Source organism: Salmonella sp. 2020_1459 (genome assembly GCF_043847915.1).
GTDB classification, from domain to species: domain Bacteria; phylum Pseudomonadota; class Gammaproteobacteria; order Enterobacterales; family Enterobacteriaceae; genus Salmonella; species Salmonella enterica.
This window is the reverse complement of the sequence record NZ_JBCMFA010000003.1, coordinates 91,650-116,401: the sequence shown is the minus strand read 5'-3', so window position 1 is coordinate 116,401 and position 24,752 is coordinate 91,650. Positions and strand designations below refer to the sequence as shown.

21 protein-coding genes and 5 tRNA genes are annotated in these 24,752 nt (G+C 52.7%); 15 read left to right on the top strand and 11 right to left on the bottom strand.

The features are described 5' to 3' along the window. Positions 1 to 60: 60 nt before the first annotated feature. The 15 genes from pncC (at position 61) to ACH0VJ_RS08940 (ending at position 11,862) form a co-directional block, all read left to right on the top strand. Entirely contained in the window at positions 61 to 558 is a 498-nt protein-coding gene (gene pncC, locus ACH0VJ_RS09010; RefSeq protein WP_000132239.1) for a nicotinamide-nucleotide amidase, read from the top strand. A gap of 84 nt (positions 559 to 642) precedes the next feature. Next, positions 643 to 1,704 carry a recombinase RecA gene (gene recA, locus ACH0VJ_RS09005; protein ID WP_000963150.1) on the top strand — a complete coding sequence of 354 codons (1,062 nt, stop codon included), beginning with the start codon at positions 643 to 645 and terminating at the stop codon, positions 1,702 to 1,704. Between the two features lie 116 nt (positions 1,705 to 1,820). Next, positions 1,821 to 2,321 (top strand): recombination regulator RecX, encoded by a 501-nt coding sequence (gene recX, locus ACH0VJ_RS09000; protein WP_001294863.1) that lies wholly within the window; start codon positions 1,821 to 1,823, stop codon positions 2,319 to 2,321. Positions 2,322 to 2,556: 235 nt separating this feature from the next. Then, positions 2,557 to 5,187, top strand: coding sequence for an alanine--tRNA ligase (gene alaS / locus ACH0VJ_RS08995; RefSeq protein WP_000047228.1), 2,631 nt, complete (start codon positions 2,557 to 2,559; stop codon positions 5,185 to 5,187). Between the two features lie 234 nt (positions 5,188 to 5,421). Next, positions 5,422 to 5,607, top strand: coding sequence for a carbon storage regulator CsrA (csrA, locus tag ACH0VJ_RS08990; protein WP_000906486.1), 186 nt, complete (start codon positions 5,422 to 5,424; stop codon positions 5,605 to 5,607). A gap of 303 nt (positions 5,608 to 5,910) precedes the next feature. Beyond that, positions 5,911 to 6,003: transfer RNA gene (locus ACH0VJ_RS08985), tRNA-Ser, on the top strand. A gap of 3 nt (positions 6,004 to 6,006) precedes the next feature. Next, positions 6,007 to 6,083: transfer RNA gene (locus ACH0VJ_RS08980), tRNA-Arg, on the top strand. A 61-nt stretch (positions 6,084 to 6,144) separates the two neighbouring features. Beyond that, a tRNA-Arg gene (locus tag ACH0VJ_RS08975) sits at positions 6,145 to 6,221 on the top strand. A gap of 62 nt (positions 6,222 to 6,283) precedes the next feature. Next, positions 6,284 to 6,360: transfer RNA gene (locus ACH0VJ_RS08970), tRNA-Arg, on the top strand. A 193-nt stretch (positions 6,361 to 6,553) separates the two neighbouring features. Next, positions 6,554 to 6,630, top strand: a tRNA-Arg gene (locus tag ACH0VJ_RS08965). Positions 6,631 to 6,859: 229 nt separating this feature from the next. After that, complete coding sequence (gene yqaB / locus ACH0VJ_RS08960) at positions 6,860 to 7,426, top strand: fructose-1-phosphate/6-phosphogluconate phosphatase (RefSeq protein ID WP_000271296.1); 567 nt, start codon at positions 6,860 to 6,862, stop codon at positions 7,424 to 7,426. After that, the gene (locus ACH0VJ_RS08955) at positions 7,423 to 7,848 is read left to right on the top strand and encodes a YqaA family protein (RefSeq protein ID WP_001279499.1); all 426 of its coding nucleotides are present in this window, start codon (positions 7,423 to 7,425) and stop codon (positions 7,846 to 7,848) included. The genes yqaB and ACH0VJ_RS08955 overlap by 4 nt, the downstream gene beginning before the upstream one ends. Before the next feature lie 76 nt (positions 7,849 to 7,924). Beyond that, positions 7,925 to 9,481, top strand: coding sequence for a glutamate--cysteine ligase (gshA, locus tag ACH0VJ_RS08950; protein WP_000611821.1), 1,557 nt, complete (start codon positions 7,925 to 7,927; stop codon positions 9,479 to 9,481). Positions 9,482 to 9,630: 149 nt separating this feature from the next. After that, positions 9,631 to 10,146, top strand: a complete 516-nt coding sequence (luxS, locus tag ACH0VJ_RS08945; RefSeq protein ID WP_001130194.1) for an S-ribosylhomocysteine lyase — start codon at positions 9,631 to 9,633, stop codon at positions 10,144 to 10,146. Positions 10,147 to 10,491: 345 nt separating this feature from the next. Next, positions 10,492 to 11,862: a carbohydrate porin gene (locus ACH0VJ_RS08940; RefSeq protein ID WP_000645134.1), complete on the top strand. Its 1,371-nt coding sequence runs from the start codon at positions 10,492 to 10,494 to the stop codon at positions 11,860 to 11,862. Between the two features lie 48 nt (positions 11,863 to 11,910). Here ACH0VJ_RS08940 and emrB read toward each other — a convergent pair whose 3' ends face one another. The 11 genes from emrB to nrdH all read right to left on the bottom strand — a co-directional run bounded on the left by emrB (position 11,911) and on the right by nrdH (position 24,559). Continuing rightward, positions 11,911 to 13,449: a multidrug efflux MFS transporter permease subunit EmrB gene (emrB, locus tag ACH0VJ_RS08935; protein ID WP_001187301.1), complete on the bottom strand. Its 1,539-nt coding sequence runs from the start codon at positions 13,447 to 13,449 to the stop codon at positions 11,911 to 11,913. 16 nt (positions 13,450 to 13,465) lie between these two features. Next, complete coding sequence (gene emrA / locus ACH0VJ_RS08930) at positions 13,466 to 14,638, bottom strand: multidrug efflux MFS transporter periplasmic adaptor subunit EmrA (protein ID WP_001275601.1); 1,173 nt, start codon at positions 14,636 to 14,638, stop codon at positions 13,466 to 13,468. A gap of 126 nt (positions 14,639 to 14,764) precedes the next feature. Continuing rightward, positions 14,765 to 15,295 (bottom strand): transcriptional repressor MprA, encoded by a 531-nt coding sequence (gene mprA / locus ACH0VJ_RS08925; RefSeq protein WP_000378431.1) that lies wholly within the window; start codon positions 15,293 to 15,295, stop codon positions 14,765 to 14,767. Positions 15,296 to 15,791: 496 nt separating this feature from the next. Further along, positions 15,792 to 16,976 carry an MFS transporter gene (locus tag ACH0VJ_RS08920; protein ID WP_000165758.1) on the bottom strand — a complete coding sequence of 395 codons (1,185 nt, stop codon included), beginning with the start codon at positions 16,974 to 16,976 and terminating at the stop codon, positions 15,792 to 15,794. Between the two features lie 164 nt (positions 16,977 to 17,140). Next, positions 17,141 to 18,136 (bottom strand): glycine betaine/L-proline ABC transporter substrate-binding protein ProX, encoded by a 996-nt coding sequence (gene proX, locus ACH0VJ_RS08915; protein ID WP_001216617.1) that lies wholly within the window; start codon positions 18,134 to 18,136, stop codon positions 17,141 to 17,143. Between the two features lie 69 nt (positions 18,137 to 18,205). Then, positions 18,206 to 19,270 (bottom strand): glycine betaine/L-proline ABC transporter permease ProW, encoded by a 1,065-nt coding sequence (gene proW / locus ACH0VJ_RS08910; protein WP_000775022.1) that lies wholly within the window; start codon positions 19,268 to 19,270, stop codon positions 18,206 to 18,208. Beyond that, complete coding sequence (gene proV / locus ACH0VJ_RS08905; protein ID WP_000985529.1) at positions 19,263 to 20,465, bottom strand: glycine betaine/L-proline ABC transporter ATP-binding protein ProV; 1,203 nt, start codon at positions 20,463 to 20,465, stop codon at positions 19,263 to 19,265. Before proV ends, proW begins: the two co-directional genes overlap by 8 nt. 354 nt (positions 20,466 to 20,819) lie before the next feature. After that, entirely contained in the window at positions 20,820 to 21,779 is a 960-nt protein-coding gene (gene nrdF, locus ACH0VJ_RS08900) for a class 1b ribonucleoside-diphosphate reductase subunit beta (RefSeq protein ID WP_000777891.1), read from the bottom strand. Between the two features lie 10 nt (positions 21,780 to 21,789). Then, positions 21,790 to 23,907 (bottom strand): class 1b ribonucleoside-diphosphate reductase subunit alpha, encoded by a 2,118-nt coding sequence (gene nrdE, locus ACH0VJ_RS08895; protein WP_371354686.1) that lies wholly within the window; start codon positions 23,905 to 23,907, stop codon positions 21,790 to 21,792. After that, positions 23,907 to 24,317: a class Ib ribonucleoside-diphosphate reductase assembly flavoprotein NrdI gene (gene nrdI, locus ACH0VJ_RS08890; protein WP_001275396.1), complete on the bottom strand. Its 411-nt coding sequence runs from the start codon at positions 24,315 to 24,317 to the stop codon at positions 23,907 to 23,909. The genes nrdE and nrdI overlap by 1 nt, the downstream gene beginning before the upstream one ends. After that, the gene (nrdH, locus tag ACH0VJ_RS08885) at positions 24,314 to 24,559 is read right to left on the bottom strand and encodes a glutaredoxin-like protein NrdH (RefSeq protein WP_000028871.1); all 246 of its coding nucleotides are present in this window, start codon (positions 24,557 to 24,559) and stop codon (positions 24,314 to 24,316) included. The genes nrdI and nrdH overlap by 4 nt, the downstream gene beginning before the upstream one ends. Positions 24,560 to 24,752: the final 193 nt, after the last annotated feature.

Genomic DNA, 24,752 nt, shown 5'->3' with positions numbered 1-24,752 from the left:
CCATCTCTGGTGAGAAAGTGCTATCTTGTGCGGCAGGATTTCTAACTGACAGAGGTCATGATGACTGACAGTGAACTGATGCGGCTTAGCGAACAGGTCGGGCTGGCGTTAAAAGCGCGCGGGGCGACCGTAACGACAGCAGAGTCCTGTACCGGCGGCTGGCTGGCGAAAGCCATTACCGACATCGCCGGAAGCTCCGCCTGGTTTGAACGCGGCTTTGTCACCTATAGTAATGAAGCCAAAGCGCAGATGATTGGCGTGCGTGAAGAGACTCTGGCGCAGCATGGCGCGGTCAGCGAACCCGTAGTGGTCGAAATGGCGATCGGGGCGCTGAAGGCCGCTCGCGCCGATTTTGCTGTCGCTATTAGCGGAATTGCCGGGCCGGATGGCGGCAGTGAAGAAAAGCCGGTTGGTACGGTGTGGTTTGCTTTCGCCAGCGTCAGCGGAGAAGGGATTACGCGTCGGGAATGCTTCAGCGGCGACCGTGAATCGGTGCGTCGACAGGCGACGACGTACGCGCTACAAACCCTGTGGCAACAATTTCTACAAAACACTTGATACTGTATGAGCATACAGTATAATTGCTTCAACAGTACGAATTCACTATCCGGTTCAATACCAAGTTGCATGACAGGAGTAATAATGGCTATCGACGAAAACAAACAGAAAGCGTTGGCGGCAGCACTGGGCCAAATTGAAAAGCAATTTGGTAAAGGCTCCATCATGCGTCTGGGTGAAGACCGTTCTATGGATGTGGAAACCATCTCCACCGGTTCGCTTTCACTGGACATCGCACTCGGTGCGGGCGGTCTGCCGATGGGGCGTATCGTCGAAATTTACGGGCCGGAATCTTCCGGTAAAACGACCCTGACGCTGCAGGTGATTGCCGCTGCGCAGCGTGAAGGTAAAACCTGTGCGTTTATCGATGCGGAACACGCGCTTGACCCTGTTTACGCACGCAAGCTGGGCGTCGATATCGATAACCTGCTCTGCTCTCAGCCGGATACCGGCGAGCAGGCGCTGGAAATCTGTGACGCGCTGGCGCGTTCAGGCGCGGTGGACGTCATTGTGGTCGACTCCGTAGCGGCGCTAACGCCGAAAGCGGAAATCGAAGGCGAAATCGGCGACTCTCACATGGGCCTCGCGGCGCGTATGATGAGCCAGGCGATGCGTAAGCTGGCGGGGAACCTGAAACAGTCCAATACGCTGCTGATCTTCATCAACCAGATCCGTATGAAAATTGGCGTGATGTTTGGTAACCCGGAAACCACCACCGGCGGTAACGCGCTGAAATTCTACGCCTCCGTTCGTCTTGATATCCGTCGTATTGGCGCGGTGAAAGAAGGCGATAATGTCGTGGGTAGCGAAACGCGTGTGAAAGTGGTGAAAAACAAAATCGCCGCGCCGTTTAAGCAGGCCGAGTTCCAGATCCTCTACGGCGAAGGCATCAACTTCTATGGCGAACTGGTTGACCTGGGCGTGAAAGAGAAGCTGATCGAGAAAGCGGGCGCATGGTACAGCTACAACGGCGAGAAGATTGGCCAGGGTAAAGCGAACGCGACTACCTGGCTGAAAGAGAACCCAGCAACAGCGAAAGAGATCGAGAAAAGAGTGCGTGAATTACTGTTGAGTAATCAGAATGCCACGCCCGATTTCGCCGTTGACGATAGCGAAGGCGTTGCAGAAACCAACGAAGATTTTTAATCATCAGGTGATGGTGGGTCGGACAAAACGAAGCCGCCATTCAGCAAAACGTTAAATTACCATCAAGGGCTGCATTTATGCGGCCCTTTTGGCATTTCTCCCTGTTAAGGTTTTTTATGAGTGAACCCACATCGCGCCGTCCCGCTTATGCTCGTCTCCTTGATCGTGCGGTACGTATTCTTGCTGTCCGTGATCACAGCGAGCAGGAATTACGGCGTAAACTCTCCGCGCCGGTGATGGGCAAAAATGGGCCGGAAGAGATTGATGCGACGGCAGACGATTATGAACGCGTGATCGCCTGGTGCCACGAACATCACTATCTTGATGACGAGCGCTTCGTGATGCGCTTTATCGCCAGTCGTAGCCGCAAAGGCTATGGCCCGGCGCGTATTCGCCAGGAGTTGAATCAGAAAGGCATTTCCCGTGAATCGACTGAAAAAGCGATGCGAGAATGTGAAATTGACTGGAGTGAAATGGCACGTGAACAGGCCGTTCGCAAATATGGCGAGCCGCTCCCTTCAAACTTTTCAGAAAAGGTTAAGGTACAGCGCTTTTTGCTCTATCGCGGGTATCTGATGGACGATATCCAGCAAATATGGCGAAATTTTGCAGATTGAGCGCATACGGGATTTTACTTCCCGGTAAAGAAAACTTATCTTATTCCCACTTTTTCCGTCTGGACGCGGGTTGCTTAACGGCGAACAGCGTCTGCGACGAATATTCCTTAAATACACAAAATCATTCAAGCCGCATCAAAGCGGCAAGTGAGCCTCGGGAACGCGTGACCGGGAAACTCGCAGCCAACGCAGAGGCGGCCTGAAGGATGAAGTGTAGCTTGATTTCAGGATAATTATGAGCAAGAGCACCGCTGAGATCCGTCAGGCGTTTCTCGACTTTTTCCATAGTAAAGGGCATCAGGTAGTTGCCAGCAGTTCCCTGGTGCCTAACAATGACCCCACTTTGTTGTTTACCAATGCCGGGATGAACCAGTTCAAGGATGTTTTCCTTGGGCTCGATAAACGTAATTATTCCCGTGCAACCACTTCCCAGCGTTGCGTACGCGCGGGGGGTAAACACAACGATCTGGAAAACGTCGGATACACTGCACGTCACCATACTTTCTTCGAAATGCTGGGCAACTTCAGCTTCGGCGATTACTTCAAACACGACGCCATTCAGTTCGCATGGGAATTACTGACCGGTGAAAACTGGTTTGCTCTGCCAAAAGAGCGTTTATGGGTCACCGTTTATGAAACCGACGACGAAGCCTATGAGATCTGGGAAAAAGAAGTCGGCATCCCGCGCGAGCGTATCATCCGTATCGGCGACAATAAAGGCGCGCCATACGCATCGGATAACTTCTGGCAGATGGGCGACACCGGACCCTGCGGTCCGTGCACCGAAATCTTCTACGATCATGGCGACCACATCTGGGGCGGCCCTCCGGGAAGCCCGGAAGAAGACGGCGATCGCTATATTGAGATCTGGAACATCGTCTTTATGCAGTTCAACCGTCAGGCTGACGGGACGATGGAACCATTGCCGAAACCGTCTGTAGATACCGGTATGGGGCTGGAGCGTATTGCCGCGGTACTGCAACACGTTAACTCTAACTATGACATCGACCTGTTCCGCACGTTGATTGAAGCGGTAGCGAAAGTCACCGGCGCCACCGATCTGGGTAATAAATCGCTGCGTGTTATCGCCGACCACATCCGTTCCTGCGCATTCCTGGTTGCCGATGGCGTGCTGCCGTCGAATGAAAACCGTGGCTATGTGCTGCGTCGCATTATTCGTCGCGCGGTTCGTCACGGCAACATGCTGGGCGCGAAAGAGACCTTCTTCTACAAGCTGGTTGGGCCGCTGATTGAGGTAATGGGCTCCGCAGGCGAAGAGTTGAAACGTCAGCAGGCGCAGGTCGAGCAGGTTCTGAAAACGGAAGAAGAGCAGTTCGCCCGTACGCTGGAGCGCGGTCTGGCGCTGCTGGATGAAGAACTGGCGAAATTGCAGGGCGACACCCTGGACGGCGAAACCGCTTTCCGTCTGTATGATACTTATGGTTTCCCGGTCGATCTAACGGCGGACGTCTGCCGTGAGCGCAACATCAAAGTCGATGAAGCTGGTTTTGAAGCCGCTATGGAAGAGCAACGCCGTCGCGCGCGCGAAGCTAGCGGTTTTGGCGCGGACTACAACGCGATGATCCGCGTTGACAGCGCTTCTGAATTTAAAGGTTATGACCATCTGGAACTGAACGGCAAAGTGACCGCGCTGTTTGTCGATGGTAAAGCGGTTGAAGCGATTAACGCGGGACAGGAAGCGGTTGTCGTGCTGGATCAGACCCCATTCTATGCGGAATCAGGCGGTCAGGTTGGTGATAAAGGCGAGCTGAAAGGCGCTGGATTTACTTTCGCTGTGGACGACACGCAAAAATATGGTCAGGCGATTGGTCACCTCGGCAAATTGTCTGCGGGCGCTCTGAAAGTGGGCGATGCGGTACAGGCTGACGTAGATGAAGCGCGCCGCGCACGTATCCGTCTGAACCACTCCGCCACGCACCTGATGCACGCGGCGTTGCGCCAGGTGCTTGGGACACACGTTGCGCAGAAAGGTTCGCTGGTTAGCGATAAAGTGCTGCGCTTCGACTTCTCGCACAATGAAGCGATGAAGCCGTCGGAGATTCGTCAGGTTGAAGATTTGGTGAATGCGCAAATTCGCCGCAACCTGCCGATTGAAACGAACATCATGGATCTCGACGCGGCGAAGGCGAAAGGGGCCATGGCGCTGTTTGGCGAGAAATACGACGAACGTGTACGCGTTCTGAGCATGGGCGATTTTTCTACCGAACTGTGCGGCGGTACTCACGCCAGTCGTACCGGTGATATCGGTCTATTCCGTATTATCTCTGAGTCCGGCACCGCAGCGGGCATTCGTCGTATTGAGGCGGTAACCGGTGAAGGCGCTATGGCCACCGTTCATGCGCAAAGCGATCGCTTAAACGATATTGCGCATCTGCTGAAGGGCGACAGCCAGAATCTGGGCGACAAAGTGCGTGCCGTGCTGGAACGTACACGTCAGCTGGAAAAAGAGTTGCAGCAGTTGAAGGACCAGGCCGCAGCGCAGGAGAGTGCAAATCTTTCCAGTAAAGCGGTCGATCTCAACGGCGTGAAGCTCCTGGTCAGCGAGCTTGCTGGTATTGAGCCGAAAATGCTGCGAACCATGGTTGATGATCTGAAAAATCAACTGGGGTCTACCGTTATCGTACTGGCAACGGTTGTTGAAGGTAAGGTTTCTCTGATTGCGGGCGTGTCGAAGGATGTGACCGACCGGGTTAAAGCAGGGGAATTGATTGGGATGGTCGCTCAGCAGGTGGGCGGTAAGGGTGGCGGTCGTCCGGACATGGCGCAAGCCGGTGGTACGGATGCGGCAGCTCTGCCTGCAGCGTTAGCCAGTGTACAAGGCTGGGTCAGCGCAAAATTGCAATAATTATAAGCGTTCGTTGGCGCCGCAGCCCATGCTGCGGCGTTTACGTCAACGCTATCGACAACGATAAAGTCAGGTTGAAGTTTTGTATATCGGCTAAACTTAGGTTTAACAGAATGTAATGCCATGACTGCTTACACCTAAGGTGTTTGTCATCGCTTACTTTTTGGCGTTATATGATGGATAATGCCGGGATACAGAGAGACCCGACTCTTTTAATCTTTCAAGGAGCAAAGAATGCTGATTCTGACTCGTCGAGTTGGTGAGACCCTCATGATTGGCGATGAGGTCACCGTGACAGTTTTAGGGGTGAAGGGCAACCAGGTGCGTATTGGCGTGAACGCCCCGAAAGAAGTTTCTGTCCATCGTGAAGAGATCTACCAGCGTATCCAGGCTGAAAAATCCCAGCAGTCCAGTTACTAAGGTTTTCGCGTCTCACTTTTCGGGTGAGACGCAGCCTCTCTTCTCGCTCGCCCGCGTTGTCCCTTCATGACTTTTTTCAACCTCACTGTTGATATGGTGCGCTTTTGGCGGCCAGCGTGTCATCAAATTATCTGTTGATAAAACACTCTTTTTGGCTTTTTTACAGACTAATTGAGCGTGAAGTGTGCAAACGATAAAAGCTCTGGAAAAATTGTTTGACTTATAAGTCCCAGAAAGTAATATGTGCGCCACGCAGCGACGATGAGCAGAACAAGTTCTTCGAAGCACTCGTAAGAGGCGTGTGGTGAGGTGGCCGAGAGGCTGAAGGCGCTCCCCTGCTAAGGGAGTATGCGGTCAAAAGCTGCATCCGGGGTTCGAATCCCCGCCTCACCGCCATTTGCATCCGTAGCTCAGCTGGATAGAGTACTCGGCTACGAACCGAGCGGTCGGAGGTTCGAATCCTCCCGGATGCACCATCTCTTACTTGATACGGCTTTCCCGCGGTATCAAAATCTGCAGTAAAGTAAGTTTCCCGATGCATCCGTAGCTCAGCTGGATAGAGTACTCGGCTACGAACCGAGCGGTCGGAGGTTCGAATCCTCCCGGATGCACCATCTCTTACTTGATACGGCTTTCACCGCGGTATCAATATCGGCAGTAAAGCAAGTTTTCCGATGCATCCGTAGCTCAGCTGGATAGAGTACTCGGCTACGAACCGAGCGGTCGGAGGTTCGAATCCTCCCGGATGCACCATATTCTCCGTACTTTCAGTGATGAAGATACGGATAAGATAGCGGTAATCACCGCTGGCACCAGGAAGGATAACGTTGCGTCAGCAACGGCCCGAAGGGCGAGCCGTAAGGCGAGTAATCCTCCCGGATGCACCATCTTATTTAGTGTGGCAGTAAATGCGACATCAAATCTTGTAGTAAACATCTTTTCCAATGCATCCGTAGCTCAGCTGGATAGAGTACTCGGCTACGAACCGAGCGGTCGGAGGTTCGAATCCTCCCGGATGCACCATATTCTCCGTACTTTCAGCAATGCAGATAAGATAGCGGTAATCACCGCTGGCATCAGAAGGATAACGTTGCGTCAGCAACGGCCCATAAGGCGAATAATCCTCCCGGATACGTCACTGCCCTGCAATCGCTTTTCCCCTTATCCTGAACACACCTCTTCATCTCTATTAGCGACAAAATCAACCAATTGCGATAAAGTACTGTCTGGTTATTCGGTTTGCGAGAACACGATGTACGCACGTTATGCTGGTTTGATTTTTGATATGGACGGTACTCTCCTGGATACCGAACCCACGCATCGCAAAGCGTGGCGTGAGGTTTTGGGGCGCTATGGTCTTCGTTTTGATGAACAGGCAATGGTCGCGCTTAACGGTTCGCCAACCTGGCTTATCGCCCAGTCAATCATTGAGCTTAACCATGCCGATCTTGATCCCCTGTCACTGGCGCGTGAGAAAACCGACGCGGTAAAAAGCATCCTGCTGGACTGCGTAGAACCGCTGCCGCTGGTTGAGGTGGTCAAAGCGTGGCATGGGCGGCGTCCCATGTCGGTCGGTACCGGTAGCGAAAGCGCTATCGCGGAAGCCTTGTTAGCGCATCTGGGGCTGCGTCGTTATTTTGATGCGGTTGTGGCGGCAGATCACGTACAGCATCACAAACCTGCGCCTGACACCTTCCTACTGTGCGCCCAGCGGATGGGCGTCATGCCGACGCAGTGCGTGGTATTTGAAGATGCCGATTTTGGTTTACAGGCGGCGCGGGCGGCGGGAATGGATGCCGTGGATGTCCGACTATTGTGAGTGACGGACTGTCGCTCCTGTCTCTGTTTGCCAGTAGTTTTCTCAGCGCGACGCTGTTACCCGGTAATTCTGAGGTGGTTTTGGTTGCTATGCTGGTCTCCGGCGTCAGCCATCCCTGGGTCTTAGTCTTAACAGCAACAATGGGTAATAGCCTTGGAGGGGTAACTAACGTTATTCTTGGGCGTTTCTTTCCGCTGCGCAAAACGTCGCGCTGGCAGGAAAAAGCGACTGGCTGGCTAAAGCGTTATGGCGCAGCCACACTATTATTAAGCTGGATGCCGGTCATCGGTGATTTGTTGTGCCTGTTAGCGGGATGGATGCGCATCCCGTGGGGGCGGACGATCTTTTTTTTGTGTCTTGGTAAGGCGCTGCGCTATGTTGCGCTCGCAGCGGCGACGGTTCAGGGCATGATGTGGTGGTAATAATTGTAGGTTTGGCATGTATGGCCGCCATTACAGTTATGCTTATTAAAACGATTTGGACAGGCGGGAGGTCAATTTGATCCCGGACGTATCACAGGCTCTGGCCTGGCTGGAAAAACATCCTCAGGCGTTAAAGGGGATACAGCGCGGGTTAGAGCGCGAAACGCTGCGTGTCAATGCTGATGGCACGCTGGCGACAACAGGTCATCCTGAAGCGTTAGGTTCAGCGCTGACCCATAAATGGATTACCACGGATTTTGCGGAAGCCCTACTGGAGTTTATTACGCCAGTCGATGGCGATATCCAGCATATGCTCACTTTTATGCGCGATCTCCATCGGTATACGGCCAGGAAACTGGGCGATGAGCGGATGTGGCCATTAAGTATGCCCTGCTATATTGCGGAAGGGCAGGACATAGAGCTGGCGCAGTACGGCACATCCAATACCGGGCGCTTTAAGACGCTCTATCGCGAAGGGCTGAAAAATCGTTATGGCGCCTTGATGCAAACCATCTCCGGCGTACATTACAATTTTTCATTACCGATGGCGTTCTGGCAGGCGAAATGCGGCGTTACGGAAGGCGAAGCGGCAAAAGAAAAAATTTCTGCCGGCTATTTTCGTCTGATTCGCAACTATTACCGTTTTGGCTGGGTCATCCCCTATCTGTTTGGCGCGTCTCCGGCCATTTGTTCCTCTTTCCTGCAAGGAAAGCCAACCACATTACCGTTTGAAAAAACGGACTGCGGCATGTACTACCTGCCATATGCGACGTCGCTGCGTTTGAGTGATTTGGGCTATACCAATAAGTCGCAAAGCAATCTCGGAATTACGTTTAACGATTTGCATGAATACGTTGCAGGTCTGAAGCGCGCGATTAAAACCCCTTCCGAGGAGTACGCACGGATTGGTGTGGAAAAAGACGGTAAGCGGCTACAGATTAACAGCAACGTTCTGCAAATTGAAAATGAGCTGTACGCGCCCATTCGTCCCAAGCGCGTGACGCGCAGCGGCGAATCGCCTTCTGACGCGCTTCTGCGTGGCGGTATTGAGTATATTGAAGTTCGTTCTCTCGATATTAATCCGTTCTCACCGATCGGCGTAGACGAGCAACAGGTGCGCTTCCTCGATCTGTTTATGGTCTGGTGCGTATTGGCCGATGCGCCGGAAATGAGTAGCGATGAGCTGTTATGTACGCGTACTAACTGGAATCGCGTTATTCTGGAAGGGCGTAAGCCGGGCCTGACGTTAGGCATTGGCTGTGAAACTGCGCAGTTCCCGCTGCCCAAAGTCGGGAAAGATCTCTTCCGCGATCTGAAACGCGTGGCGCAAACGCTGGACAGTATCCACGGGGGAGAGGAGTATCAAAAGGTATGTGACGAATTGGTCGCCTGCTTTGATAATCCTGAACTGACATTCTCCGCCCGGATCCTACGGTCTATGATTGATGAAGGCATTGGCGGCACCGGGAAAGCGTTCGGTGAGGCTTACCGTAATCTGTTACGCGAAGAGCCGCTGGAGATTTTACAGGAAGAAGAGTTTATTGCTGAACGTGACGCTTCAGTACGTCGTCAGCAGGAGATTGAGGCGGCGGATACCGAGCCGTTTGCCGCGTGGCTTGCAAAACACGCCTGACCCAAAAGAAAAAGGCCACTCACGGAGTGGCCAAAATTTCATCGCTGAAAACAGGGATGATGATAACAAATGCGCGTCTTTCATATACTCAGACTCGCCCCGGAACAAAGAGTTCAGTTTATTTTTAAAAAATTATCGGAGGTGACTAAATGCCATTATTAGATAGCTTCGCAGTCGATCATACCCGGATGCAAGCGCCGGCGGTCCGGGTTGCAAAAACGATGAACACCCCGCATGGCGACGCAATCACCGTGTTTGATCTGCGTTTTTGCATTCCGAACAAAGAAGTGATGCCGGAAAAAGGGATTCATACGCTTGAGCATCTGTTTGCTGGCTTTATGCGCGACCACCTCAACGGTAACGGCGTTGAGATTATCGATATCTCGCCGATGGGCTGCCGCACCGGTTTTTACATGAGCCTGATTGGCACGCCGGACGAGCAGCGTGTTGCCGACGCCTGGAAAGCGGCGATGGCGGATGTGCTGAAAGTGCAGGATCAAAACCAGATCCCGGAGCTGAACGTTTACCAGTGCGGTACGTATCAGATGCACTCGCTCAGTGAAGCGCAGGACATTGCCCGTCATATTCTGGAGCGTGATGTGCGCGTGAACAGCAATAAAGAGCTGGCGCTGCCGAAAGAAAAACTGCAGGAATTGCATATTTAGTCTTATTGGTGAGCGGTTCCAGTATTTAAATTAACCCCGGTTTATGACCGGGGTTTTTTATTGCTTAATATAATTTGTATTTATTATATTTGCGGCAAGAATACATTTTAAATTAAGTAATGCCTGGCCTGTTAAATAATAAAATGTGATCTGGTAAACAGAAAAGGCGGATAACTCACGATGCCAGAGTGTATTGATCACATAAACTAAAAATCATAAATAATTAATAGAAAAACATAATGGAATGCGCCAGATATCCAGGTAATAACAAGACTCTACTAATAGCCGGTCGATGGGGTTTTTAGCAAATCTTATCTGGTATACATCAAACTTAAGGGATAAAAAATGAAGGCTAAATATTTGGCGCTGATGATAGGTGCTTGCTTTTCTCATAACCTTTGGGCAGCGAATAATATCACTATTGAGCAGCGTCTGGCTGAACTGGAGCAACGTGTTGTTAATGCTGAAAAACGGGCATCCGATGCCGAGGCGCAAATTCGCTCGCTGAAACAGCAGCAGGTCGCCGCTACGCCGACGGTGAATGTCCAGTCCGCCGAGCCCATTGCAGCAGATAAAACGCCGCCGAAGCTGACCTTATCCGGATTCAGCGATATTAAGTTCTATGGCGATGTCGAATTTAATATGGATGCGGCAAGCCGTTCCGGTAGCCTGACCTCGATGAGAACGTCAGCGAATAAAGATTGGGCATCAGGAACCAATGAACGCTGGGATATTAACGGACGCCTGTTGCTGGGCTTTGATGGCTACCAGCGGCTGGACAACGGTAATTTTGCCGGATTCTCTGTACAGCCTCTGGCGGACCTGACCGGAAAAATGAACCTTGATGATGCCGTTTTCTTCTTTGGTCGTGAGAATGACTGGAAAATTAAGGTTGGTCGTTTTGAAGCCTACGATATGTTCCCACTGAATCAGGATACGTTTATTGAATATTCGGGGAATACAGCGAACGATCTTTACAGTGACGGTTACGGCTATATCTATATGATGAAAGAAGGACGGGGACGTAGCGACAGTGGGGGTAACTTCCTGCTGAGTAAAACCATCGACAACTGGTATTTCGAAGTTAACACATTGCTGGAAAATGGCAGTACGTTATATACCGAGAAGCAGTACCACGGAATGGATTTGAGCAACGATAAAAATGTGGCTTACGTCCGTCCGGTTATCGCCTGGCAAAACGGGCGTTTTTCAACGGCGATAGCGATGGAAAGTAACGTCGTTAACAACGCCTATGGCTATTATGAGAATGGGAAGTGGATCGATCAGTCAGATCGTACGGGCTATGGTTTTACCATGACCTGGAATGGTCAAAAAACTGACCCGGAAGATGGCGCGGTGATTAACCTGAATACCGCTTATATGGATGCGACCGATGAGACAGATTTTACCGCTGGGGTGAATGCGCTGTGGCATCGATTTGAACTGGGTTATATCTATGCGCATAACAAAATCGAAGCCTTTAATGCTACCAATATCGATGCCGTTTGTGAGGACGATTGCTGGGTCACCGATCCCGGCAATTATGACATTCACACTATTCATGCCTCATATTTATTCCCCAACGTGATGGATATGAAAAACTTTAACATCTACCTCGGTGCCTATGCTTCATGGGTAGAGGCCAATCCGAATAATGGCGATAACAGTGAAGATGCGCGTTACGGCGGGCGTCTGAGATTCAAATATTTCTTCTGATTGTTGGTTTACTAAAAAAGGGATCCGCAGATCCCTTTTATCAGATAGTTAGTGCGCGCCGCCACCGCCGCCGCCCGCACCGAAGGGCGGTTTGGCGAACCACACCAGGCCGAGCAGCACCAGGAAGATCCCCGCCGACATCCAGAAGATTTCGTTGGCGGAAATAATCAGCCCCTGATTCGTGATTTGCTGAGCTATCCAGCCTGACGCCTGTTGGTGCGTCATCCCTAAGCCTTCCAGTTTATCGTACATAGCCTGAGCGTTTGGATTATACGCCGTAATCGACTCGGTGAGCTGCGCATGGTGTAGCGACTCACGATCGGTCCACATAGTGGTGGTAATCGAGGTGCCGATGGAGCCCGCCAGCGTTCGCGTGAAGTTCGACAGGCTTGATGCCGCCGCCAGCCGTTCGGACGGTAACCCGGAGAGTGTAATGGTGGTCAGCGGCATAAAGAAGCAGGCGACGGCAAATCCCTGAATAAACTGCGGCCATGCGGAAGCGCCGAAATCCATACCCGGTTCGAACGTCCAGGCGCGCCAGTAAAAACAGACGGCGTACATAATGAAGCTGAACGTGACCAGCCTGCGCATATCCAGTTTATGCGCGAAGCGTCCGATAATCGGCGACAAAATTACCGGAATAATGCCGACTGGCGCCGACGCCAGACCTGCCCACGTTGCGGTATAGCCGTACACCTCTTGCAAAAGCTGCGGCAGTAGAACAATGGCGCCGAAATAGAGCATATAGGCAAGGCTGATGCACAAGCAGCCAATAGTGAAGTTACGCGATTTAAAAAGAGAAAGATCGACGATAGGGTGATCGTCGGTCAGTTCCCAGACGATCAGGAAACTGATGGCGATGACGGCGACCACGGTCAGGATGATAATTTCCTGTGAGGAGAACCAGTCCAGCTCTTTACCGCGATCGAGCATAATTTGCAGGCTGCCGATGCCAATCACCAGTAGCGCCAGCCCGACGGCGTCAATACGTCGCCGTTCGGTATGCGTTTCACGTCCGCGCAGCGTGTGTAACGTCATCAGGACGACGGCGATGCCAATCGGCACGTTGATGAAGAAAATCCATCCCCAGTGGTAATTATCACTGATGTAGCCCCCCAGAATCGGGCCGCAAATCGGCGCGACAATGACGGTCATTGACCAGAGCGCCAGCGCAATGGAGCGCTTTGCAGGCGGATAGTTATTCAGCAACAGGCTTTGCGAGAGCGGAATCAGCGGCCCGGCGACCACGCCCTGCACCACGCGGAAGAAGATCAGCATATTCAGGCTGCTGGATACGCCACAGGCCCAGGAGGCCGCGGCAAAGGCGACCGTCGACCACATGAACAGTTTGACTTCGCCAAAACGTTTCGCCAGCCAGCCGGTTAAGGGAATCGAGATAGCGTTCGCCACCCCGAAAGAGGTGATAACCCATGTCCCCTGGCTTAGGGAAGAACCCAGGTTCCCGGCGATGGTCGGAATCGCTACGTTGGCAATGGTGGAGTCCAGCACCTGCATGAATGTCGCCAGCGACAGCGCGATCGTCATGATGACGAGCTGCGCGCCCTCCAGCGGTTTTTGCTGTTGCATCACACGCACCTCAGGATTAACCCGCGTTAGCCTGTACGATGTCGTCGATCAGTTTATTGACCGGCGCGAGATTAATTTCGCGTGCGTTACTTTCGGCAACCGGCGTCGTTCGTACCTGGCTGGCCAGTACCTGACCGTCGCGATTAGCGGTATCCACGGTGACCAGCGTCGATAAACCAATACGCAGCGGATGTTGTTCTAACTGGCGGGCGTCCAGTTCGACGCGTACCGGCAGACGTTGAACCACTTTAATCCAGTTACCCGTCGCATTTTGCGCGGGCAGCAGGGAGAAGGCGCTGCCTGTTCCCATATCCAGACCGACGACTTTACCGGTGTATTTTACGTCGTCGCCATAAATATCAGTAATCACCGTCACTGGCTGCCCAATGCGCATATTCGCTAATTGAGTCTCTTTAAAGTTAGCGTCCACCCACAGATCGGTTGCAGGCACCACGGCCATCAGCGGCGTGGTGGGGCTGATCTGCGCGCCAGGCTGGACGGCGCGGCGGGAGACATAACCGGTCATTGGGCTGACGATGCGGGTACGCTCCAGCGCCAGCCAGGCGTTACGCACTTCGGTCGCCGTTTGTTGAACCGCAGGCTGATCTTCCAGTTTACTGTTGAGTATCATTGCCTGGTTGGCATTGTACTGTTGAATGGCGACATCCAGCTGTGCCTGCGCGCTGGCGACGGCATCGCGGGCGTGTTGCAGCTCTTCACGGCCAATAAGATTGGCGTTACCCAGCGGCACACGACGGTTAAGGTCGCTTTGCGCTTGCGCCAGGGCGGTTTTTTGCACGTCGATATTCGCCTGCAACTGCTTGCTGTTAATCATCAACTGGTGCGTCTGGCGCACGCTAGAGGCCAGCGCCGTTTTGGCTTTTTCAAACGCTTGTTTGGCGTCCGTCTGATCGAGCGTGACCAGAACATCGCCCTCTTTTACAAAGTCGGTGTTATCAGCCCAGACTTTCGTCACGCTGCCTGACACCTGCGCCATGATTTGAACCTGGTTCCCTGCCACGTAAGCATCATCTGTCTCTTCAATATGACGCAATACTAAAAACCAATAAATTCCATATGCCACGGCAATAATAACAAAGAGCAAGGTAAGAAGTAGCAGCGCTGTTTTGCGTTTGCCTTTCTTCTTAGCCGGTTGCTGCGGGGTTTGGATCTCCGCATTTGCGCTCATGTTGTTCTCCACGATCTTATTATTCACATCGGCTGAGCCGACCTGTTGTCAGAAAGGCCAGCAGTAACGCGTGCCGGCCTGTCCGCTTTCCTGTTATTAATCTGGATTTTTGAGCGGGTCGGCGCTTTAGCGCAGCGCCTCAAGAACAGTGCCTTCCTGCTCCATTTGATCAAGACGCGTCAGGAGTTTACGAGTGATGTGCTCAAGTTGATCTTTTTCGGCAGTGCTAAGTGATGACCAGAGTTGATGCAGACAATGATGCTGAGGTGGAAGCACTTCTTGCAAAAATGCCTGGCCTTTCTCCGTTAATTGCAGATGCAGGCAACGGCGGTCGTTATCGCTCTCACGACGCTCAATCCAGCCGCGTTTTTCCAGCTCATCTGCAATGCGTGTCGCATTGGTGCGAGATGAACCCAGCGCGCAGCTTAATTCAGACGGCTGAATACTGTGGTTTTCCTGAGACTCCAGCGTAATCAACGCCATAAACAACGTCTCGTTAATCCCTTGAGCCTTCAGCATCTTATTGCGGTTTTCCAGGAGCTTGCCTTGCATGTGCATACAAAGACGAGTCAAAAGAATTTCCTGATAAGGAAAGTCTTCGTGACGGCTGGCGCGAAATTTTAGCATTTGTTCAATGGGCGTAAACGAACTATCCATTTGGGCATGACCTCATTAATTTCAGCCGATATAGTAACGACAGTGACAAATAAAGTAAATGTATTATTAATACAAAATCATTCTTTCAGGCTATAAAGCAACCAATGATACGCAGACTGAGACGCCAGCGGGAACATTGGGCCCGGTAAAGCGCCGCCTGCGGCAAATCCAGGAATGACGAGAAAAGCGTGAGTGCCTGCATGAAAAAATCAGGAGAGAACGATAAGCGGGAGGGGCGAAAGCCGGGTAAACGGCCTTACAACCCGATGCAAAAGCCACCGGAATATCACGGATAGCTATCGGTGAACGACCTTCGAATCCTTGAACGGGCGCTATTGGCCTGGGAGCAGATGGGGATGCAGGGCTTTCCATAGAATTATATTATTCTTCACCGGTATAAAAATAACCATGATAAATGAATAGCATAACCTTAACAGACTGGGGAGCTCCTTAACACCCTAAGGAGCTTAAACAAAGGTAAACGCTCACTATCCGCTTAATTTACGGCTTCCTGTCGGTGAAAACCTCGCCACCAGACCAGTAAATTAAGTAAGGCTACCGTGACACCCGCCAGACAAACGCCGGCCCAGCCGGCATGTTGCCAGGCGGAGGCGGAAATCAGCGACCCCGCGGCGCCACCGATAAAGTAGCTGGTCATATAGCCGGCGGTGAGCCGGTTACGCGCATCCGGATGCAAACGATAGATGACCGTCTGATTGGTGATATGTACCCCCTGAACGGTGAGGTCCAGTACCAGAATGCCAATAATCAGCGCCAGTACCGAGGTGTGCCCAAGCCAGATCGCCAGCCAGGAGAGTAACAGCAGCAGTAAGCCGAACGTGGTGGTGAGGTGAGATTTACCTTTATCGGCAAATCCGCCAGCCGGACGCGCGCCTAAAGCGCCGGCGGCCCCCGCCAGGCCAAACAGGCCAATCATCCCCTCGGAATAGCTAAACGGCGGCGCGGCGAGCAAAAAGGCCATTGACGTCCAGAGGATGCTGAAATTAGCAAAGGTCAGACAGCCCAGCAGCGCGCGGGTACGCAGCAGCTTATCGTGAATAAACAGGCTGAATACAGAACCCAACAGCTGCGGGTAGTTAAGATGGGTGTCGGATTTGAGCTTTGGCAGTCCGCGCCACAACGCAACGGCCATCAGCGCCATCAGCGCCGACGCTACCCAAAATACGGTGCGCCAACCGCCGAGGTTTGCCAGCAGTCCGGCGACCGTTCGCGCCAGCAGGATCCCCAGCAACAGGCCGCTCATAATAGTGCCGACCACTTTACCGCGGGTGGCGGGCGTCGCAAGCGTGGCGGCCAGCGGAACCAGAATCTGCGCTACCACGGAGAACAGTCCGGTTAAGGCCGTTCCGAGTATCATCATGCTAAGCGACTGACTGCTGGCGGTGATCAGCATTCCGCCAGCCGCCAGCAACGTCATGGAGACAATCAGCGTTCGGCGTTCAAACATGTCGCCGAGCGGCACCAGAAACAACAGGCCAGCGGCATAGCCCAACTGCGCGGCGGTAACGATAAACCCTGCGGAGCTGGCGGAAAGCGAAAAGTGATGCGCGATGGTATCAAGCAGCGGCTGGGCATAGTAGTTGCTGGCGACCGCCAGACCCGTGGCCACAGACATTAAAACGATCAGCGCCGGGCTAAGCTCATGAGTGGGTTTCGTCATTATGGTAATCGTGATTCAGATAATTATTTCCTGGGAAAACAATCATAGCGGATGTTGATGAATAAAGGGGAACGGTGACGTGATGAATCGTGCGCTTTGAGGAGAGATTGCGTTGGCCGGATAGCAGCGCATGAACTGCGCCTTATCCGGCATAAAAAACGATCTTATTTCTGCGCGGCCAGCGCTTCTTTCACCCAGCCGTCAAACTGCTGCTGGTGGGCGTTGATCCAGCCGTCCACGTGACCCTGAACATCGGCTTCAGACGATTTACCGGCATGCATCATGGCGTTCTGCGCGTTGATATCCGCCAGCGGCAGCTTCATGATGGCGAACAGTTTCGCCGCCGCCGGGTTTTTCTCCGCCCATGCCTTATTGGCGACAATATGCATGGTATTAACCGGGAACCCATAGTTCGCGCCGTTCGGCAGTTTAGTATCAATATTTTTCTGTTCGCCCGGCAGAGAGGAGAACGGCACCTGTAGCCAGACGACATCTTTACCCGGCTTCATTACGTCGCTCACCCAGTACGGGGTCCAGGTGTAATACAGCACCGGCTTGCCTTCTTTAAAACGGATAATGGTATCAGCCATCATCGCCGCATAGTTACCGTGGCTGACCTCAACGGTTTTTTGCAGATCAAACGCTTTATTCTGGTGATTGATCACGGCTTCGCAGCCCCAGCCCGGCGAGCAGCCCATCATGTCCGCTTTGCCGTCGCCATTGGTATCGAAGATTTTGGCGATTTTCGGATCTTTTAGCTGAGCGATATTGGTGATGTTGTACTGCTCGGCGGTTTTTTTATCGATCAGATAGCCCTGCGCAGCGCCGGAGACGAAGACGCCCTCGCGGTAAAACTTGTTGTCTCCGCCTGCTGCGGCATACATATCATCATGCAGCGGCTGCCAGTTCACGGCGGTAAACGTCGCATCGCCAGAGGCGATGGAGGTATAGCCTACGTTGTAATCGACTTCACTCGGCTTATTTACGGTATAACCCAACTTTTCCAGCGCCCGGCTGACCAGTAACGTCTGGAAGGACTCTTCAGAAATCGTGCTTTGGATTGGTTGGACGGTAATGCCTTTGCCAGGCAGGTCGGCAGCGAAAGCGCTGGCGGTGACAAGGGTGGCAAACGCTGAGGCAAATATCACAGTATGTCGCATCGTTGTTCCTTTAATTATGGTAGGGAGTTGTAAGCCCGGTAAGCGCAGCGTCACCGGGCGTCAGGAGAGTTACTTAACGAAAGGGCGGGTGATTAGCCCAACAGGACCGGTGGTATACCAGCGACGGTTACCGCGGCTACGCGAGTCGCGCCCGACGGCCTGCGTCAGACGGTCCAGAATGATGGCGAGAATCACAATGCCGACGCCGCCGACGGTTGCCAGCCCCATATCAAGACGACCAATGCCGCGTAGTACCATCTGGCCAAGTCCGCCGACCGCAATCATCGAGGCGATGACGACCATCGAGAGAGCCAGCATCAGCGTCTGATTAACGCCTGCCATAATGGTGGGCATCGCCAGCGGTAGTTGCACTTTGAACAACATTTGGCGCGGGCTGGCGCCGAACGAGCGCGACGCTTCAATTAAGTCGGCAGGCACCTGGTTAATGCCCAGGATCGTCAGGCGTACAATCGGCGGTAGAGCAAAAATAATCGTCACCACCACGCCCGGCACGTTACCGATGCCGAATAACATGACAATCGGCACCAGATAGACAAACGCGGGCGTGGTCTGCATCGCATCCAGCAGCGGACGAACTATTTTGGCTGCGCGCGGGCTGCGCGCCAGCCAGATTCCCATCGGTAATCCGATCACGACGCAGAACAACAGGGCGGTCAATACCAGCGCCAGGGTAATCATCGCCTGCGACCAGGCGCCGATCGCGCCGATGGCGATCAGCGATATCAGCGTTGCGATCCCCATGCCCACGCCGGAAACCTGCCAGGCAATCAGCGCAAAGAGAATAATCGCCACAGGGGCGGGCATTCCCAGCAGCAGTTGCTGAAAGCCGTTGAGGATGTAATCCACCGGCACACGAATCCCCTGAAAAAGGGGACGGAAATGGGTGACGACCCAGTCGATTCCCTCTGTGACCCAGCTATCCAGCGGGATAAGCGTCTTATGGAACGGGTCCAGAAGAGAAAAGTGTTCAGGGGCTGGCGCGGGCGCGCTGTTCAACCAGTCGGTACTGCCGCCGTCCGTGGCTACGCCTGCCGGTGTTCCCCAGGCATCAGCCGTTTGCGTCGTAGTATCGGCCACCTGTGCGGTATCCCACGGATTCGTTTGATCAGCCATTGTTACCCCCCTCGCGATCTAAAGCCTGTAGCAACATACGTTTTGAAATAATGCCAACATACTGGTGTTCTTCATCGACAACCGGCACCGCGCAGGGCGCCTGACCGACGTGAGAGAGCAACTCGCTGAGTGGGGTTTGCGCATCAACGACTAAAGGGTCGTCGATAAGCGCCGCTTCAATCCCTTGCGCCTGGCTTAATGCCGCTTTTAATGAGTCGATGGACACGACGCCCACGAATTTATTGCCACGCTCAATGACGTAACCATATTCACGGTCTTCGTCCTGTAATAATTTCAGTGCCGAACGGGGACCGAAACCTGGCGTTTTACGAATTAATCCGACCGGGCTGCGACGGGCAATATCTTTGGCGCTAAAGACCTGACTAATATCCACGCCACGGAAGAACGTGCGGACATAATCATTTGCCGGATTATTCAGGATCTCATCCGGCGTACCAACCTGTACGACCTCGCCATTTTGCATAATGGCAATCCTGTCGCCAATACGCATAGCCTCATCAAGATCGTGGGAAATAAAGACAATGGTGCGCTGATGTTTCGCCTGTAATTTCACCAGCTCATCCTGCATTTCGGTACGAATTAATGGATCGAGGGCGGAAAACGCTTCATCCATTAATAAGATATCAGGGTTGATTGCCAGCGCGCGGGCAAGCCCAACACGCTGACGCATCCCACCGGAAAGTTCATCCGGGTAGGCGTGAGCGTAATTCTCAAGCCCCACCTGACGCAAGGCGTCCAGCGCTTTTTCGCGACGCTCTTGCGCCGCGATGCCCGCTAATTCCATACCGAATGCCGTATTATCCAGCACGGTCATATGCGGCATGAGCGCAAATGACTGGAAGACCATCGCAATCTTTTTCCTGCGCACCTCGCGAAGCTCAGCGTCTGATATTTTGGCAATATCAACGCCGTCGATCAGTACCTGTCCGCGGGTGGGTTCAATCAGGCGATTGAGAAGGCGTACCATTGTGGATTTACCCGAACCGGATAATCCCATGATGACAAATATCTCGCCTTCTTCAATGGCCAGACTGGCGTCTTTAACGCCAAGCGATAGCCCCGTTTTTTCCAGTATTTGCTCTTTCGATAGTCCCTTTTCAATATATTTGAAGGCACGCTGCGGATGCTCTCCAAATATTTTATACAGATTCTTCACTTCTAATTTAATTGCCATGCAATAGAATGATTCCTGTTATTTACTTATGTCGATATGTTACCTGATAGAAATAGTTACCTTTTTCTACCCTAACATACTCAGAATCTGAGACAACCCTGAATTTGCTTCTGGCATGAATATTGCGAGGTGCTATTGGCTGTGATTTCCCATGATATAAGGGCTGAACGCGAATGGGGAGGAAGAGATATTTTTTGGAACAACCAGCAAAAATCCACCTGAATTGGGGGAATCCAGGTGAATAATGTCACTCGTATTGAGTGTAGGACATGTTGTAATATTTGCGCGATTTGACTCCCTATTGCTTGAAATAAAGGCATGGGAAATGTAACGTTATTTCCCATGCCCGTAAGGTTAAAAATTCCAGTCTTCGTCTTCGGTTTCGACTGTTTTCCCCATCACATAAGATGAACCTGAGCCGGAAAAGAAATCATGGTTTTCGTCGGCATTCGGCGAGAGCGCGGCAAGGATTGCGGGATTCACGTCTGCCATCTCCGGCGGAAATAACGCCTCATAACCCAGGTTCATTAAGGCTTTATTGGCGTTGTAGCACAAGAAGGCTTTGACGTCGTTAACCCAGCCGGTTTCCGCATATAACGCTTCTGTGTAGCAGATTTCGTTGTCGTACAGTTCCATCAACAAATCCAGCGCGAAAAGCTTTAACTCTTCACGCTCGATTGCCGATAGTTTTTGTAGCGCTATCTGATACTTATAGCCAATATAATAACCGTGAACCGCTTCATCGCGAATGATTAAACGAATCAGGTCGGCAGTGTTCGTGAGCTTACCGCGGCTGGAGAAATACATCGGCAGCCAGAAGCCGGAATAGAACAGAAAAGACTCTAAAAAGACGCTGGCAATCTTTTTCTTTAGCGGTTCATCGCTGACGTAATGAGCCAAAATAATCTGCGCCTTACGCTGAAGCGGCGGGTTTTCTTCGCTCCAGGCGTAGGCGGCATCAACCTCTTTCGTCTGGCACAGCGTGGAAAAAATAGAACTGTAAGAGCGGGCGTGTACCGCTTCCATAAAGCTGATGTTCGACAGCACTGCCTCTTCATGCGGCGTGATGGCATCTGCCATTAACGACGGCGCGCCTGCGATGTTCTGGATAGTGTCGAGCAGCGTAAGTCCCGTAAACACGCGAATGGTGAGCTGCTGTTCGGCGGCGCTCAGCGTCTGCCAGGCCGGAATATCATTCGATAACGGCATTTTTTCCGGCAGCCAGAAGTTACTGGTCAGCCGGTTCCATACCTCCAGATCTTTGTCGTCCTGGATCTTGTTCCAGTTGATGGCGCTAATACGAGATAATTTCATATGGCTTTCCTTATAGCGCGCAGGATACGCAGCCTTCAATTTCAGTACCTTCCAGCGCCAACTGGCGAAGCCGGATGTAATACAGTGACTTAATACCTTTTCGCCAGGCATAGATCTGCGCCTTGTTGATATCGCGGGTCGTGGCGGTATCGGGGAAAAACAGGGTGAGCGACAGCCCTTGATCGACGTGGCGCGTGGCCTCGGCATAGGTATCAATAATTTTTTCCGGACCGATATCGTAAGCATCCTGATACATGTCCAGGTTTTCATTGGTCATAAACGGCGCGGGGTAATACACACGCCCGGTTTTGCCCTCTTTGCGAATCTCAATTTTGGCCACAATCGGATGAATGCTGGAGGTCGCATGATTAATGTAAGAAATCGAACCGGTCGGCGGCACCGCCTGCAAATTTTGGTTATAGATGCCATAGCGCATCACATCGTCGCGCAGCTTTAGCCACATTTCTCGTGTGGGCAGCATAATGCCGCTGCGGGCAAATAGCGCCCTGACTTTCGCTGTTTTCGGTTGCCAGTCGTCCTGTAAATACTGCGTAAAATAGTCGCCGCTGGCATAGCGCGACTGCGCAAATCCGGCGAAGGTTTTGCCGCGTTCGCGGGCCAGCCGCATTGAAGTATGCACGGCATGCCAGGTAATGGTGTAAAAATAGAGATTGGTGAAATCCAACGCCTCCGGCGAACCGTAGGCAATGCCTTCTCTCGCCAGATAGCCATGCAGATTCATCTGGCCCAGACCGATGGCATGAGAGGCGGCATTACCGGCGGCTATTGAGGGCACGCTGCGTATATGGCTCATGTCCGACACCGCCGTCAGGCCGCGAATAGCGGTTTCTACGGTACGGCCAATGTCCGGTGAATCCATGACGTGAGCGATATTCAGCGAGCCGAGATTGCAGGAGATGTCATGCCCGATGTGGGTATAGTCAAGGTTATCGTCGTAACGGGAGGCGCTATTGACCTGTAAAATTTCCGAGCACAGGTTGCTCATATTAATGCGACCAGCAATAGGATTCGCGCGGTTTACCGTATCTTCAAACATGATGTAGGGATACCCGGATTCGAACTGAATCTCCGCCAGTGTTTGAAAAAAGTCACGGGCGTTAATATAGGTTTTACGCACGTGCGGATCGGCAATTAATTCATCGTACCGTTCGCTAATGGCGATATCGCCAAACGGTTTGCCGTAGCGTCGTTGTACGTCATAGGGCGAAAAGAGCGCCATTTGCGCGTTTTCTTTCGCCAGCCGGAAGGTGATATCCGGGATCACTACGCCGAGAGAGAGCGTTTTGATCCGGATTTTTTCGTCGGCATTTTCCCGTTTGGTATCCAGAAAACGCAGAATATCCGGATGGTGCGCATGGAGATAAACCGCGCCGGCCCCCTGGCGCGCGCCAAGTTGGTTGGCATACGAAAACGCGTCTTCCAGCATTTTCATCACCGGGATCACGCCGGAAGACTGATTCTCAATGCGTTTGATCGGCGCGCCCGCCTCGCGCAGATTGGAGAGTAAAAACGCGACGCCGCCGCCGCGTTTGGAGAGTTGCAGCGCCGAATTCACCGCCCGCCCGATCGACTCCATGTTGTCTTCGATACGGAGCAGGAAGCAGGAGACCAGTTCCCCACGCTGCTGTTTACCGCAATTTAAAAAAGTCGGGGTGGCGGGCTGAAAGCGACCAGAAAGCATTTCATCGGTCAGTTGGGTGGCCAGCGTTTCGTCACCCTGCGCCAGCGTCAACGCCACCATTGTCACCCGATCTTCAAAGTGTTCCAGATAACGTTTGCCGTCGAAGGTTTTCAGCGTGTAACTGGTATAGAACTTCCAGGCGCCAAGAAACGTCTGGAAGCGAAAGCCGCTGGCGTGGGCGTGCTCGAACAGGCGGAGGACGAAGGCGCGGTCGTAACGCGCGAGGACGGCGTCATCGTAATACCCTTCCCGAACCAGCGTCTCCAGACGTTCATGCTGGCTGGCAAACGTCACGGAATGCGGGCGGACGTGGGCGGCAAAGAAGGCGTCGATCGCCTGCTGGTCCTTGTCGAACTGAATATGGCCTGCTTTATCATAAAGATTCAGCATCGCGTTCAGGGCGTGGTAATCCATGGTTTCCTGCATTACGCGCTCCGGGATAGTTGTTGCCAAAATTCATTTACTCCTTTTCGGACGTTATCGATGTCGCGTTGTGTGCCCATGAGCTCAAAGCGGTACAGCCAGGGGACGCCGCATTTTTGTGCTATCACATCGCCAGCGCATCCCCAGGCATCGCCGAAATTGCGGTTACCGGAGGCGATGACGCCGCGAATGCGCGCCCGGTTGTGTTCATCATTTAAAAAGCGGATCACCTGTCGCGGCACCGCACCGGCCATCCCGCCGCCGCCGTATGACGGCACAACCAGAATGTACGGTTCGTCTACCTGAATTCGCTCCCGTTCATTGAGCGGAATACGCGTGGCAGGCAGCCCCAGACGCTGTATAAAACGGTGCGTATTTTCAGATCTGCTGGAGAAGTAGACGAGCGCGCTCATGCGTTTACCGCGTGGGGTGTCGGGTGCAGACGGTTAATCATGTCCGGGCGGAAGCCAGACCAGCTCAAATCGCCCGCCATCACCACCGGTAATTGACGAAATCCTTGCGCCCGGAGCGTATCCGCTGCATCCGGCACCAGATCGACGTTCACCATCTCAAATTCAAATCCACGGCTTTCCATCGCCCGCTTTGTGGCGTGGCACTGAACACAGTTATTGCGAGTGTAAATAGTAATGCTCATGATTCGTATTTCCATTTAAAATGAGAAAACGGCGCGATGAAACGCGTCGGATTGTCGGGTGTTGATACAGGAAATACTAGATGTAGTTGAATTAAGATTCAACCATACAAGATATGGGAATTTTCGATTGATTCTAACGCCGCTGATGAACGCAGCGGGGTAGGGGCGGCATGGCTAATTTTCGCCGGATGGC

Excerpts from the sequence above, each read along its gene's own strand:
- nrdF (WP_000777891.1), bottom strand. The coding sequence starts at position 21,779 with ATGAAATTATCTCGTATTAGCGCCATCAACTGGAACAAGATCCAGGAC.
- recA (WP_000963150.1), top strand. The coding sequence starts at position 643 with ATGGCTATCGACGAAAACAAACAGAAAGCGTTGGCGGCAGCACTGGGC.
- mprA (WP_000378431.1), bottom strand. The coding sequence starts at position 15,295 with ATGGATAGTTCGTTTACGCCCATTGAACAAATGCTAAAATTTCGCGCC.
- pncC (WP_000132239.1), top strand. The coding sequence starts at position 61 with ATGACTGACAGTGAACTGATGCGGCTTAGCGAACAGGTCGGGCTGGCG.
- proV (WP_000985529.1), bottom strand. The coding sequence starts at position 20,465 with ATGGCAATTAAATTAGAAGTGAAGAATCTGTATAAAATATTTGGAGAG.
- csrA (WP_000906486.1), top strand. The coding sequence starts at position 5,422 with ATGCTGATTCTGACTCGTCGAGTTGGTGAGACCCTCATGATTGGCGAT.
- nrdE (WP_371354686.1), bottom strand. The coding sequence starts at position 23,907 with ATGCAGGAAACCATGGATTACCACGCCCTGAACGCGATGCTGAATCTT.
- alaS (WP_000047228.1), top strand. The coding sequence starts at position 2,557 with ATGAGCAAGAGCACCGCTGAGATCCGTCAGGCGTTTCTCGACTTTTTC.
- recX (WP_001294863.1), top strand. The coding sequence starts at position 1,821 with ATGAGTGAACCCACATCGCGCCGTCCCGCTTATGCTCGTCTCCTTGAT.
- luxS (WP_001130194.1), top strand. The coding sequence starts at position 9,631 with ATGCCATTATTAGATAGCTTCGCAGTCGATCATACCCGGATGCAAGCG.
- proW (WP_000775022.1), bottom strand. The coding sequence starts at position 19,270 with ATGGCTGATCAAACGAATCCGTGGGATACCGCACAGGTGGCCGATACT.
- ACH0VJ_RS08940 (WP_000645134.1), top strand. The coding sequence starts at position 10,492 with ATGAAGGCTAAATATTTGGCGCTGATGATAGGTGCTTGCTTTTCTCAT.
- emrB (WP_001187301.1), bottom strand. The coding sequence starts at position 13,449 with ATGCAACAGCAAAAACCGCTGGAGGGCGCGCAGCTCGTCATCATGACG.
- proX (WP_001216617.1), bottom strand. The coding sequence starts at position 18,136 with ATGCGACATACTGTGATATTTGCCTCAGCGTTTGCCACCCTTGTCACC.
- yqaB (WP_000271296.1), top strand. The coding sequence starts at position 6,860 with ATGTACGCACGTTATGCTGGTTTGATTTTTGATATGGACGGTACTCTC.
- emrA (WP_001275601.1), bottom strand. The coding sequence starts at position 14,638 with ATGAGCGCAAATGCGGAGATCCAAACCCCGCAGCAACCGGCTAAGAAG.
- nrdH (WP_000028871.1), bottom strand. The coding sequence starts at position 24,559 with ATGAGCATTACTATTTACACTCGCAATAACTGTGTTCAGTGCCACGCC.
- nrdI (WP_001275396.1), bottom strand. The coding sequence starts at position 24,317 with ATGAGCGCGCTCGTCTACTTCTCCAGCAGATCTGAAAATACGCACCGT.
- ACH0VJ_RS08920 (WP_000165758.1), bottom strand. The coding sequence starts at position 16,976 with ATGACGAAACCCACTCATGAGCTTAGCCCGGCGCTGATCGTTTTAATG.